Consider the following 12,316-nt stretch of genomic DNA (forward strand, 5'->3'; position numbering starts at 1 on the left):
GTGGGGGCGAACGTGTGCGGGCGGGCACATGCGAACGGGCGCGACACCGGGGAATGTGGTGTCGCGCCCGTTCGATGTGCGACGGACGGTGACTACTTGATCGCTGCCAGGATCTGGGCGCGCACCTCGTCGGGGGTGGCCAGGCCGCGACCCTTGACGATCAGGTCGATGGTCTTGCCGTTGATGCCCGCGGTCGGGGTGCCGGTGACCGGGGTGTCGCCGATCTTGGCGTTCTGGAACGCGTCCTCGACCTTGTTGACCCAACCCGCGACGCTCAGGTCGTTGACGCAACTGTCGAAGGTCGGCGAGCGCAGGCCCTCGACCTTGCCCGCGAGGTCGAGCAGGTAGGCGCGGCTGCCGAACTTGTCGTCCAACTCGTCGGGCTGGTTCGCGAAGAGTGTGTCGTGGTACTGCGCGAACTTGCCCGCGGTCTGCGCGCAGCCCGCGGCGTTGGCCGCGTACTTGGAGCCGTTGCCGCCGAGTTTGCCGTCCAGGAAGGACGCGATGTGGTAGTCGATCTTGATGGTGCCGGCGTCGGCCATCTGTCGCAGGGTGGGGCCGAGTGCCTTCTCCACCTCGTGGCAGATCGGGCAGCGGAAGTCCTCGTACATGATCAACGAGGGGGCGTTGGGGTTGCTGCCCACCGAGATGCCCAGGCCGTCCGCGGACAGGTTGGCGGGGGCGCTGTACGGCTTGGCGAGCGCGTCCTTCCAGGGGCCCTTCTTCTTGTTGGTCTTGGACATGCCCACGACCACGCCGATGATGGCGACGACCGCGAGGACGGCCACCACGGCGCCGGCGATGACGATGACGCGCTTGCGCCTGTCGATCGCCTGTTGGCGCGCGCGCTCCTGGGCCATGCGCTCGCGCGCGGTGCGCTTGCCTTCGGAATTCTTCGAGCTCACGTGATCTCAGGGCCTTTCGGTTCCCGGGTTCCGGGGTTCGGGTTCGCGTCCCCGCGGTACTCGTCCGCGTCGGTGTTCCGCTCGTCCTCGTCCTGGTCCGGGTCCTCGTCGTCCGTGTGGTCGTCGGCGTAGGACTGCTCCTCGGGGAACAGCCAGGCGTCCGCGGACAGGCGGGTTCGGGGGAAGACGATCAGCCAGATCGCGAGCAGCATGAAGCCGCAGTCCCGCAGGATCTCCTCGAGGTACGCGGTCTTGTCCGGCTCGACCGGGCCGCCGCCGCCGAAGCAGCCGCAGTCGATCGCCAGGCCGCGGGCCCAGGCCTGGGCGATGCCCGCGATGAACACGAGCAGGAGCAGCGCGGACAAGGACGCGACCAGTCGGGTGCCGAGCCCGATCACCAGGAGCAGGGCCAGGCCCAGTTCCAGGTAGGGCAGGGCGTAGCCGACCGGCTCGACGAGGTCGTCGGGCAGTACGTCGTAGCCCCGGACCGCGTAGGCGGCCTGGTCGGGGTCGAGCGCCTTCTCCCAGCCGGCATAGGCCCAGACGAAGGCCAGGCCCAGTCTGGCGGCGAGGCCGATCCAGGGCGCGATCGCGCGCAGCTTCGTGAGCGGGCCGCCCGTGGCGGTGCCGTTCACGCCGGCCGTCGTGGTCGTCACAGGGCCACCGGCTCGATCGTCTTGCTTCCCAAGGTCTGACCTCCGTCACGACAGGTGAGGTGCGGGGACCCCGGTCCGGTTCTCCCCCGCACCCCGGACCGGCACATGTCCTGTCTAACCGGCGGAAGGTGCTTGAGGTTCCTCTCCGAGCGCCGCCTTACCACTACCGGGGTTCTCCAGGCGTTGGTCGAGCAGTTCACGAAGGTTGTCGGGCGAACGCATGGCCGAGTTCCCGCTGTCGAGAATTTTTCCGTCCACGGCGATGGCGGGCGTGGCGGAGACGCCGGAGCTTTCGAACGCGGTTTCGGCGGCGCGCACCCACGCGGCGTTGGCGTCGGTGTTCACGCACGCGTCGAACGCCTCGCCGCGCAGGCCCGGGACCTGGTCGGCGAGTTCGAGCAGTCGCGCGGCGGTGTAGCCGTCCTCGGATTCCTCGGGCTGGTTGGTGAACAGCACCGCGTGGTAGGCGGCGAACTTGCCCGCGTCCACCGAGCAGCGCGCGGCGTTTGCGGCCTTGACGGAGCCGGTGCCGCCGAGTTTGCCGTCCAGGAAGGAGGCGATGTGGTAGTCGACCTTGATCTTCCCGGCCTCGGCGTAGTCGGCGAGCAGTGGGCCGAAGCCGGTCTCGAAGCGCTTGCAGAACGGGCAGCGGAAGTCCTCGAACACGGTGACCGTCACCGGCGCGGAGGCACTGCCGACCCGGATGACGCCGTCAGGTTGCGCGGCGGCGGGCAGCGTGGCCGGGTCGACGGCGCGGATCGCCGACTTGGGGCCGGTCGCCGCCTTGTTCTCGCCGGCGTCGTCCTTGTCGTCGTCGCCGGTGGTGAGCACGACGCCCAGGACCGCGGCCAGGACGGCGGCCACGAGCACGCCGACGACGGCCAGGATGACGGGTGTTCGGTTGGTCCTGGGGTTGGCGCTCAACGCGGGTTCCTCCGATGCGGGTGGGGGCGGGGTGACGCCGGGCATGGCAACGGCCGCCGCGGGAGTGCTGCGGCGGCCGTCGTCCAGCCGGTTCACATTTTGGCGTGTTTTTACACGGGATGGATGATTTACGGGGGCGTCAGCGCTTGCGTACGCCCTCGGCGAGGTCGGCGGCGAGGGCGCGGACGGCGTCCAGGCCTGCCTGTTCGTCGGGCGCGTCCAGCAGGGCGCGCACGAACGCGGAGCCGACGATGACGCCGTCGGCGTAGGCGGCGACCTCGGCCGCCTGGGCGGCGGTGGAGACGCCCAGGCCGACACAGACCGGCAGGTCGGTGGTCTTGCGGGTGCGCGCGACCAGGTCGCCGGCCGCGGAACTCACCGAGGTCCGGGTGCCGGTGACGCCCATGACGGACGCGGCGTAGACGAAGCCGCCGCAGTGGCGGGTGGTGTAGGCGATGCGTTCGTCCGAGGAGGACAGCGCCACCAGGAAGATCCGGTCGAGGTGGTGCCGGTCGGTGGCGGCGATCCAGTCGTGCGCCTCGTCCGGGATCAGGTCGGGGGTGATCACCCCGCTGCCGCCGGCCGCGGCGAGTTCGCTCGCGAACCGCTCGACGCCGTAGCGTTCGATCGGGTTCCAGTACGACATCACCAGCGTCGCGGCGCCGGTCTCGGCGACGGCGCGCACGTTGTCGATCACGTGGTGGGTGTTGGTGCCGTGTGCGAGCGCGTGTTCGACGGCGCGCTGGATGACGGGGCCGTCCATCTGCGGATCGCTGTAGGGCAGGCCGACCTCGATGATGTCGCACCCGCCCTCGACCATCGCGCGCATCGCGGCGGCGGAGCCCTCGACGGAGGGGTAGCCCGCCGGGAGGTAGCCGACGAGTGCGGCGCGGTTCTCGGCGCGGGCGGCGGCCAGCACCTTCGTCAGCCTGGTGGTGGTGTCGGTGCCGGTCACGACTGCTCCGCTTCCGCGTCGAGGAGATCGAAGTACTTGGCGGCGGTGTGCATGTCCTTGTCGCCGCGCCCGGAGAGGTTGACCAGGATGGTGGCGTCCGGGCCGAGCTCGCGCCCGACCTCGATCGCGCCGGCCAGGGCGTGCGCCGACTCGATCGCCGGGATGATGCCCTCGGTGCGGCACAGCAGCCGAAACGCCTCCATCGCGGGGGCGTCGTCGATCGGCCGGTAGGTCGCCCGGCCGGTCTGGTGCAGCCACGCGTGCTCGGGCCCGACCGCCGGGTAGTCCAGGCCGGCCGAGATCGAGTGCGATTCCATGGTCTGCCCGTACTCGTCCTGGAGCAGGTAGGTGCGCGCGCCGTGCAGGACGCCGATCGAGCCGCCGGTGATCGAGGCGGCGTGCCGGCCGGTCTCCACGCCGTCGCCGCCCGCCTCGAAGCCGTACAGGCGCACGCCCTCGTCGGGGATGAACGCGTGGAAGGCGCCGATCGCGTTGGAGCCGCCGCCCACGCACGCGCAGACCGCGTCCGGGAGCTTGCCGGTCAGGTCGAGCACCTGCTGTCGGGCCTCCACCGAGATGACCTTGACGAAGTCGCGGACCATCGCCGGGAAGGGGTGTGCGCCGGCGGCGGTGCCGAGCAGGTAGTGGGTGTTGTCGACGTTGGCGACCCAGTCGCGCAGCGCCTCGTTGATCGCGTCCTTGAGGGTGCGCGAGCCGATCGACACCGGGATCACCTCGGCGCCGAGCACGCGCATCCGGGCCACGTTCAGCGCCTGGCGCTGGGTGTCGAGTTCGCCCATGTAGACGACGCAGTCGAGGCCGAGCAGCGCGCACGCGGTCGCGGTGGCCACGCCGTGCTGGCCGGCGCCGGTCTCGGCGATCACCCGGGTCTTGCCCATGCGCTTGGTCAGGATGGCCTGGCCGAGCACGTTGTTGATCTTGTGCGAGCCGGTGTGGTTGAGGTCTTCGCGCTTGAGGATGATCCGCGCGCCGCCGGCGTGTTCGGCGAAGCGGGGCGCCTCGGTGATGATGCTCGGGCGCCCGGCGTAGTCGCGCAGCAGGCCGGCGAACTCGGCCTGGAACTCCGGGTCGTCCTTGGCCTTCTCGTAGGCGGCGGTCAGTTCGTCGAGGGCGGCGATCAGCGCCTCGGGCAGGAAACGCCCGCCGAAGACGCCGAAGTGGCCGGAGGGGTCCGGCTGTTGGGCAGTGCTGGACATGCGAGGTCCTTGTCGGTGTGGCATGCCGTGCGGACGGCACGTTGCTGACGGTGGGTCAGGAAACGTGTCGGCGCCATCGGCTGCCCGGCACCTGGCCGGGCTCGCAACCGATCACATAGCGCACCCGGCGACCGCGGACCCGCCGCGCGGGCGCGCGGCAGCCACGGGGCTTGCAGCCCCTGGCCAGTCGCGGGTCCATGCTCATCGCCGCACGCGCTCTCAGCCGCGCCCGTGCCGGATCGCCGGGTGGGCGCCCGCGGCGACCAGGTCGGCGACCGAGCTGCGCGGGTCGCGACCGGTGACCAGGGACTCGCCCACCAGGACGGCGTCGGCGCCGTTGTTGGCGTACGCGATCAGGTCGTGCGGGCCGCGTACGCCGGACTCGGCGATGCGCACGCACGAGTCCGGGATCAGCGGGGCGATCCGGGCGAAGTTGTTGCGGTCCACCTCGAGGGTCTTGAGGTTGCGCGCGTTGACCCCGATCACGGTGGCGCCGGCGTCGAGCGCGCGGGCGGTCTCCTCCTCGTCGTGGACCTCCACGATCGTGGTGAGACCGATCGAGCGGGACCGCTCGATCAGCGAGATCAGCGCGTTCTGCTCCAGGGCCGCGACGATCAGCAGGGCGACGTCCGCACCGTGTGCGCGGGCCTCCCAGAGCTGATAGCTGGTGACCATGAAGTCCTTGCGCAGGACCGGGATGTCGACCGCGGCGCGGACCGCGTCGAGGTCCTCGAGCGAGCCGCCGAATCGGCGCTGCTCGGTGAGCACGCTGATCACCGAGGCGCCGCCGGACTCGTAGTCGGCGGCCAGGCCGGCCGGGTCGGCGATCGCGGCGAGCGCGCCCTTGGAGGGGCTGGAGCGCTTGACCTCGGCGATGACGGCGATGCCGTCGCCGCGCAGGATGCTCTCCGCGTCGCGGGGCGCCGGCGCCTGGGCCGCGAGTTCCTTGATCTCGTCAAGGGATACGCGGGCCTGTCGTTCGGCGAGGTCGGCGTTGACACCGTCGATGATCTCGTCGAGAACGCTCACGCCCTACATCCCCTCGTTTTGTCCGGAGAACCTGCTCCCCCGGCTCTTCGATGGTATAGGCCGATTCGAACAGACCCGTCCACGCCGCACCGCCGAAGAGGTGGGGGCAGCATACGGCGTCGCACGGTGGGTCCGTGCGCACGGTCCGGCCGGTGGAACCGCCGGCGATCACTGTGCGTCAGGGCGCGAGCGCCGTGCCGAAGGGCAGGTCCCGGACGATCCAGAAGAGCAGCACGACCACCAGCAGAGCCCACAGCGGACGGGGGTCGGCCAGCCCCCGACGCGGCCGCGCACGGGCGGTGCGCACCGCCCAGCGCAGCCACAACACGCCGATCAGCGGGAACAGCGCGACCGCGAGCGCGTTGTAGCCCAGCGCGGCGGGCAGGTCGAGGTGGGTCAGCGCGTGCACACAGCGCAGCCCACCGCAGCCGGGGCAGGGCAGGCCGGTGAGCAGCAGATAGGGGCACGGCGGATAGTGGCCGCTCTCGCGCGGATCGACCAGCCCCACATAGGCGGTCGCGGCGCCGAGCAGGGCCAGGCTCACGGCCGGCAGTCCGAGGTTGCGCAGCCGGAAGCCGGTGCTCGGCGCGGGCGGGGCGGGGGTGTTCACCGACCCATTGTGCGGTCCGGACGCGCCGTCAGAGGTCACCCAGCGTGTCTTTCCAGCCGAGCAGGAACACACCCACCATCCAGGTGGTCCAGAAGATCACACCGAGCAGCACCGTGCCGATGGTCCAGTTGCGGGCCCGCAACGAAGCGAGCCGGGCACCCGCGACGTCGCCGCGCTGCCAACGCTCGTTGACACTGGTGGCCGCGAGCAGCGCGGGCACGCCCGCGAGGAAGCAGCAGAAGATCGTGGCCACGACCGCCCACGCGAGGTAGTTCTCCGGCGGCCCGGGCGGCGGTCCGGCGGGCGGCGGCGTGGTCGGCGGTCCATAGGGCATGGCGTGCCCGAACGGTCGAGCCGGCGCGTTCCACTCCCGCGTCCGATCCGGCCGCTCCTCATCGCCTCCGGAAGCCCCCGGATAGCCGTAGGCCACATTCCCCCCTAGGCACAACGCCGCACCGGCGAGCCCACCCTAGAACAGCCCCGGGCCCAACCGCCGCCCGAGCCAACCCGACGCCCGAGACCGAACCGGCCGGGAACCCCAACCGGCCCGGCCGGCGCTTGAGGCCGACCCAAGCCAACCGAACGCCCGAGGTCGGCCGCAAATCAGCCCGGCCGGCGCTTGAGACCGACCGTCAGCGCCGCGCAGGAGCCGTGCCGAGACCACCCATCCGCATGCCCGCGCCGGCGACGCACCCCACCAAAACCACAACCGCGCCGACCCAGAACAACATCACGTTGGCCGCGATCATCGCGACGCCGGAGATCGTGCAGCCGATCAGCGCCAGTATGGTCACGGTCCAGGCGGCGGGGGTACTGCCGTGGTTTCCGGCTTGCGACGACATCGCTCAACTCCTTCGGCTTCACATTCACACGCTTGTGCGCGGCTGCCGCGACACCGTCCTGGGCGCCGCGATCACAACCGCGCGAGTCTTATTGTCACCCGTCCAGAGCAGTGCTCAGCGCGTGGGGTCCTCACCGCGGTCGAGCGCGTTCCACAGATCGGCGTTGCGGACCGGGCCGCGCTTGACGGCGGCCGCCTTGCCCGCGGGGGCCTCGTAGCGGTTGGACATCCCGGGCCAGCGCCGGCCCCGAAGCACCACGAACAGACCGGCCAGCAGGATCAGCGCACCGCCCACGGCCGCGAACCACGGCCAGATCGTGTGGCTGACGTCCACCGCGCGAACGCCCTCGACGGCCGCCTTGCCCGCCGCCTCGGAGTTCACCGCCGAGGTGTCGCCGGCACCTTGCACGGCCAGCACCGTGACCCCGAGCCCGGCCAGCGTCACCAGCACGCCGATGACGGTTCGCCCGATCGTGCGGGTGGCGAGCACCGCGAGGCCGCCGGCCAGGCCGAGCAGGGCGAGCGCGGAGCCGGCCTTGTTGATCGTGTTGCCGCTCGCGTGCACCGCGATCCGCGAGCCGTGCACCGGCGCGGTGCCCTCGGCCCACGTACGCCCCGCCACCGAGAGCACCACGGCCGCGCCGACCAGGGCCAGCAGCACCGCGACGGTCAACTCCCGGCGGGCCGCCCTGCGCGCACGCAACGCCGCCGCGTCCGCCGTATCGCCCGGGTCGGCCGCGGTCGCGGGCTCCGCGATCGCTCGGTCGTCCGTCTCGGTGCCACTGCGCGCTGCGCCGGCCTCGGTCCTCGCGTCGGTCATGTCACCAGCATGACCCACGCCGCCGAACGGCTTGACCCGGGGCGGGTCGACGCGGTCCCGCGACACGATCCCGGACGCGCCCCGAGCCGGGCCCGGGACGAGCCCGGCCGGTTCGGCGACAAACCCCGACCGGTTCGAGGACGAACCCCGACCGGGTCCCAAGACCCGCCCTACACCTCGTGCGCCGGCGCCAGCGTCCCCGCGATGGCGATCGCGCGCAGCACCGCCGCCGCCTTGTTGCGGCACTCGATGTCCTCGGCCTCGGGCGAGGAGTCGGCCACCACGCCCGCACCGGCCTGGACGTACGCCACGCCGTCGCGGATGAGCGCGGTGCGGATCGCGATCGCGGTGTCCAGGTCGCCGGCGAAGTCGACGTAGCCCACACAACCGCCGTACAGCCCGCGCCGGGTCGGCTCGAAGTTCTCGATGATCTCCATCGCGCGCGGCTTGGGCGCGCCGGAGAGGGTGCCCGCCGGGAAGCACGCGGCGAACACGTCCAACGCGGTGCGGTCCGGGGCCAACTCGCCCACCACGGTGGACACGATGTGCATCACGTGGCTGTACCGCTCGACCGACATGAAGTCGATCACCTCGACCGTGCCGGGCGCGCAGACCCGGCCCAGGTCGTTGCGGCCCAGGTCGACCAGCATCAGGTGCTCGGCGCGCTCCTTGGGGTCGGCGAGCAACTCCTCGGCCAGGTCGGCGTCCTGCTGGGGAGTGACGCCGCGCGGGCGGGTGCCCGCGATCGGGTGCAGCATCGCGCGCCCGTTCTCGACCTTGACCAGCGCCTCGGGGCTGGAGCCGACCACGTCGAAGCCGCCCTCGGCGCCGCCGTCCGGGCCCGGCAGCCGGAACAGGTACATGTACGGGCTGGGGTTGGTCGCGCGCAGGATCCGGTACACGTCCAGCGCGCCGGCCTCGGTGGGCATCTCGAAGCGCTGGGACAGCACGATCTGGAACGCCTCGCCGGCCCGGATCTCCTCCTTGGCCGCCTCCACCGCCTTGCGATAGGCGGGCGAGCCCCACGGGCCGACCGCCTCCGCCGGCGCGGCGCGCTCGAACGAGGCGGCGGCCAGTCCGGTCGGCCGGGCCAGATCGGCGGTCATCGCGTCGAGCCGGGTCACCGCCGCGTGGTAGGCCTCGTCGACGCCGGACTCGCGGTTGTCGTGGTTGATCGCGTTGGCGATCAGCAACACGCTGCCGTCCACGTGGTCGAGCACCGCGAGGTCGGTGGCCAGGAACATCATCAGTTCCGGCACCCGCAGGTCGTCCACGGTCGCGTCGGGCAGCCGCTCCAGCCGACGCACCACGTCGTAGCCGAGGTAGCCGACCATTCCGCCGGTCAGCGGCGGCAGTTCCAGGCCCGGGACGCCGTGCGGGGTGTGCAACGCGGCCACGGTGGCCCGCAGTACCTCCAGCGGATCGCCGTCCACCGGCACGCCCACCGGCGGGGTGCCCAGCCAGCGGGCCCGTCCGGCCGCCTCGGTGAGTACCGCCGCGCTGCGCACGCCCACGAACGAATAGCGGGACCACGAACGGCCGTTCTCGGCGGACTCCAGCAGGAAGGTGCCGGGCCGCTCGGCGGCGAGCTTGCGGTACAGCCCGACGGGGGTGTCGCCGTCGGCCAGGAAGCGCCGGGTGACGGGGATGACCCGCCGGTCGCGCGCGAGCGCTCGGAAGGTGTCGAGGTCGGGGGTGACGGTTCCGGTGGTCATGGCGTGCGCAATCTCCCGGGCAGCGAGGTCGGGCGGAGCCGGGGCCACGCGGGCCCGGGGTCGGCGGCGGTCAGTCGGAGACGGGCAGGACGTCCGCGTCGAAGCACGTGCGGTCGCCGGTGTGGCACGCGGCGCCGGTCTGCTCGACCCGCACCAGCACGGCGTCGCCGTCGCAGTCGAGCGCGACCGAGAGCACCTTCTGCACGTGGCCGGAGGTGTCGCCCTTGACCCAGTACTCCTGCCGGCTGCGGCTCCAGTAGGTGCATCGGCCGGTGGTCAGCGTGCGATGCAGGGCCTCGTCGTCCATCCAGCCGACCATCAGCACCTCGCCCGTGTCGCCGGCCTGCGCGACGGCGGCGATCAGGCCGTCGGGGTCGCGCTTGAGGCGGGCGGCGATGGTCGGGTCGAGGTCGGACGGCCGCGCGGGCGGGTGGGTGGCACCGGTCATGCGCGCATTGTCGCAGACCCGCGCGGGCCGACCGGTTCGGTGTTCACAGGCCGGTACGGGCCGTACGCAGGGTGTCGATCGCCGCCGGGTCGCCGTCCAGGTCGACCCGGGCCCGGTCCTTGCGGCCGAACAGGTACAGGAGCAGTTCGCCCGGGTGTCCGCTCAGGGTCACCACGGGCGTGCCCTTGTGGATGGTCCTGGGCCGTTCGTCGGGTCCGGTGTCGGTGCGGCGCAGCGCCACGCCGACCGGGACGCCGCGCAGCGCGATCCGCGAGGAGCCGACGGCCCGCTTCCACAGGATCTCGGTGAGCGCGGGGTCCAGTTCGCGCGGCTCGGCGCCGCCGGGCTGTGCGCGGCGCACGTCCTCCAGGTGGATGAAGTACTCCATCGTGTTGGCGGCGGCGTCCACGCCGGGGATGCCGAACACGGACAGTCGCGGCGGGCCGTCGGCGACCAGGCGCACGGTCTGTTCGTACGGCTTGGCCGCCTGCCGCAGCCGGACCTTCTCGGTGTGGCCGGCGAGCGCCTCGAACATGATGCCCGGCGCGGAGTCGGGGCGCCGCTCGCGGATCACCAGGTGCGCCGCGAGGTCGCGGGTGGTCCAGCCCTCGCACAGGGTGGGCGCGTCCGGGCCGAGCACGCGCAGGAGTTCGGCGAGCGCGGCACGTTCGGCGCGGGCGTGGGAAGTCGGCATGTGTCGATCCTTCGGCCCGCACCGGGCGCGGTCAAGAGGGCGCGGTCACGGGTGCGCGGTCACGCGTGTGCGGTCACGGCGACGCGGCGATCGGCGCGGAGTCCTTGGGTTGGTCGGTGTTCTGCTGCTTGCTCATCCAGCGCAGCGCGTCCGGCAGGACCGCCTGCCAGGTCTTGAAGTTGTGCCCGCCGGTGGGCAGGAGCAGCGTGTCCACCTTCAGCGGCGGTTTGGCCAGCCGCTGGAACTCCTTGGTGTCGGCCAGGTTCGGCTCACCGCTCTCGCTGCTGGTGAGCAGCAGGCTGACGGGCGGCATCGGCATGTTCTTCAGCCGCCACATCAGGTCGTGCTGGTTGCGGTACGCCTTGCTCCCGCCGTACAGGTCGCCGGTGTCGCCGTCCATCGGCGCGCCGTAGTCGGCGGACAGCGCGACGCCGGCGCCGATCCGGTCCGAGTGCAGCATCGCGAGCTTGGCCGCGCAATAGCCGCCGGTGGAGTCGCCGAGCATGCCCCAGCCGCGTGGTCCGGGGGCGACCCGGTAGGCCTGGCTGATCGCCTCGGGCAGGTCCTGGCTGAAGAACATGCCCACCTGCGGTCCACCGGGCACGTCGGTGCACTCGGTGTCGCGGGCGACGCCGACGCTCGGTTTCATCATCACGTAGATGGTGGGCTGGACCCGGCCGGCGGCGATCTCGTTGGCGGCGAACTTGGGCAGCTCCAGGCGGGTGACCAGGTTGCGCTCGTTGCCGGGGTAGCCGGTGAGCACGACCACGACCGGGAAGCGCCGGTCCTTGTACTGGGCCTGGAAGTACTGCGGCGGCAGGTAGACCAGCGCGGGTGTGCCCAGCCCGCTGCGTCGGCCCGCCACGTCCACCTGCGTGATCTGGCCCGCGGCCTGCGGGTTCTTGCCTTGCGGGACGTCTATCGTCTCGGTCCCGTTCTCCTTGACCAGCTTGGGCACGTCACCGGGGCCGTTGGTGCCGAAGTTCACCACCGGCTTGCCCGTGTGTCCGAGCAGGTCGTCCCAGGTCGTGTAGAAGACGAAGTAGCGGTTGCCGATCACCGCGACGGTGGCCATCACCAGCACCTGCGTGCTCAGCAGGATGCCGACCCGTCCCAGGATCGGCAGCACCCCCTGGCGGGACAACTTCGGCCAGAAGTACACGGCGGCCGCGGCCGCCGCGAAGGCGACGACGCCGAGCAGGATTATCAGTTTGAGGCTGGTCAGGCCCACAGCGGCGTCCTCGGTCCTATGGATCATGGGCAGGGCACGTCCGTGGAGACGAGACCGACCCGGGGTTTGGTTGCGGGTGCCGGCGACGCTCCGGCACGACCGGCGGGGAACGCCCGAAACAGGGTGACATGCGGGAAAGATCCGATCCAAGCCGAGCCGGGTGCGTCGCTCCTGATCGAATCGGGGTCCGCGACGGGGAATCCGGACCGTTCGACGTGCCTTGTACTTTCATTGGACAACCATCCTTCGAGAGCCCCGTTCGCGGCGGCCG

The 12,316-nt window shown here is 71.8% G+C and carries 15 protein-coding genes; all 15 read right to left on the reverse strand.

The genetic code is table 11. The features are described 5' to 3' along the window. Window positions 1–92 precede the first annotated feature (92 nt). Window positions 93–905, reverse strand: a complete 813-nt coding sequence (locus OG948_RS10480; protein ID WP_406295685.1) for a DsbA family protein — start codon at window positions 903–905, stop codon at window positions 93–95. Next, entirely contained in the window at window positions 902–1,561 is a 660-nt protein-coding gene (locus OG948_RS10485; RefSeq protein WP_406295687.1) for a MauE/DoxX family redox-associated membrane protein, read from the reverse strand. The genes OG948_RS10480 and OG948_RS10485 overlap by 4 nt, the downstream gene beginning before the upstream one ends. A gap of 114 nt (window positions 1,562–1,675) precedes the next feature. Next, complete coding sequence (locus OG948_RS10490; RefSeq protein ID WP_406295689.1) at window positions 1,676–2,485, reverse strand: DsbA family protein; 810 nt, start codon at window positions 2,483–2,485, stop codon at window positions 1,676–1,678. Between the two features lie 139 nt (window positions 2,486–2,624). After that, entirely contained in the window at window positions 2,625–3,440 is an 816-nt protein-coding gene (gene trpA / locus OG948_RS10495) for a tryptophan synthase subunit alpha (protein WP_406295691.1), read from the reverse strand. Further along, the gene (trpB, locus tag OG948_RS10500; RefSeq protein ID WP_395862509.1) at window positions 3,437–4,657 is read right to left on the reverse strand and encodes a tryptophan synthase subunit beta; all 1,221 of its coding nucleotides are present in this window, start codon (window positions 4,655–4,657) and stop codon (window positions 3,437–3,439) included. Before trpB ends, trpA begins: the two co-directional genes overlap by 4 nt. Before the next feature lie 55 nt (window positions 4,658–4,712). Continuing rightward, on the reverse strand, window positions 4,713–4,880 hold the full coding sequence (gene trpM / locus OG948_RS10505; RefSeq protein ID WP_402231989.1) for a tryptophan biosynthesis modulator TrpM: 168 nt from the start codon (window positions 4,878–4,880) through the stop codon (window positions 4,713–4,715). Next, complete coding sequence (gene trpC / locus OG948_RS10510; RefSeq protein ID WP_395862507.1) at window positions 4,877–5,686, reverse strand: indole-3-glycerol phosphate synthase TrpC; 810 nt, start codon at window positions 5,684–5,686, stop codon at window positions 4,877–4,879. The genes trpM and trpC overlap by 4 nt, the downstream gene beginning before the upstream one ends. Window positions 5,687–5,864: 178 nt before the next feature. Then, window positions 5,865–6,296 carry a DUF2752 domain-containing protein gene (locus OG948_RS10515; protein ID WP_406295693.1) on the reverse strand — a complete coding sequence of 144 codons (432 nt, stop codon included), beginning with the start codon at window positions 6,294–6,296 and terminating at the stop codon, window positions 5,865–5,867. 28 nt (window positions 6,297–6,324) lie between these two features. Beyond that, a complete protein-coding gene (locus OG948_RS10520; protein WP_406295695.1) occupies window positions 6,325–6,630 on the reverse strand; it encodes a CD225/dispanin family protein in 306 nt (101 codons plus the stop codon). 298 nt (window positions 6,631–6,928) lie between these two features. Next, window positions 6,929–7,138, reverse strand: coding sequence for an HGxxPAAW family protein (locus OG948_RS10525; protein ID WP_395862501.1), 210 nt, complete (start codon window positions 7,136–7,138; stop codon window positions 6,929–6,931). Window positions 7,139–7,252: 114 nt separating this feature from the next. Continuing rightward, window positions 7,253–7,957: a TIGR02234 family membrane protein gene (locus OG948_RS10530; RefSeq protein WP_406295697.1), complete on the reverse strand. Its 705-nt coding sequence runs from the start codon at window positions 7,955–7,957 to the stop codon at window positions 7,253–7,255. 170 nt (window positions 7,958–8,127) lie between these two features. Continuing rightward, window positions 8,128–9,672: an anthranilate synthase component I gene (locus OG948_RS10535; protein WP_406295698.1), complete on the reverse strand. Its 1,545-nt coding sequence runs from the start codon at window positions 9,670–9,672 to the stop codon at window positions 8,128–8,130. A gap of 70 nt (window positions 9,673–9,742) precedes the next feature. Next, window positions 9,743–10,120, reverse strand: coding sequence for a phosphoribosyl-AMP cyclohydrolase (gene hisI / locus OG948_RS10540; RefSeq protein ID WP_355537328.1), 378 nt, complete (start codon window positions 10,118–10,120; stop codon window positions 9,743–9,745). Between the two features lie 43 nt (window positions 10,121–10,163). Then, complete coding sequence (locus OG948_RS10545; protein WP_406295700.1) at window positions 10,164–10,814, reverse strand: TIGR03085 family metal-binding protein; 651 nt, start codon at window positions 10,812–10,814, stop codon at window positions 10,164–10,166. 73 nt (window positions 10,815–10,887) lie between these two features. After that, the gene (locus OG948_RS10550; protein WP_406295702.1) at window positions 10,888–12,072 is read right to left on the reverse strand and encodes an alpha/beta hydrolase; all 1,185 of its coding nucleotides are present in this window, start codon (window positions 12,070–12,072) and stop codon (window positions 10,888–10,890) included. Window positions 12,073–12,316: the final 244 nt, after the last annotated feature.

Origin of the sequence: Embleya sp. NBC_00888 (assembly GCF_045207655.1) — a bacterium.
In the GTDB taxonomy this organism is placed as follows: Bacteria; Actinomycetota; Actinomycetes; order Streptomycetales; family Streptomycetaceae; genus Embleya.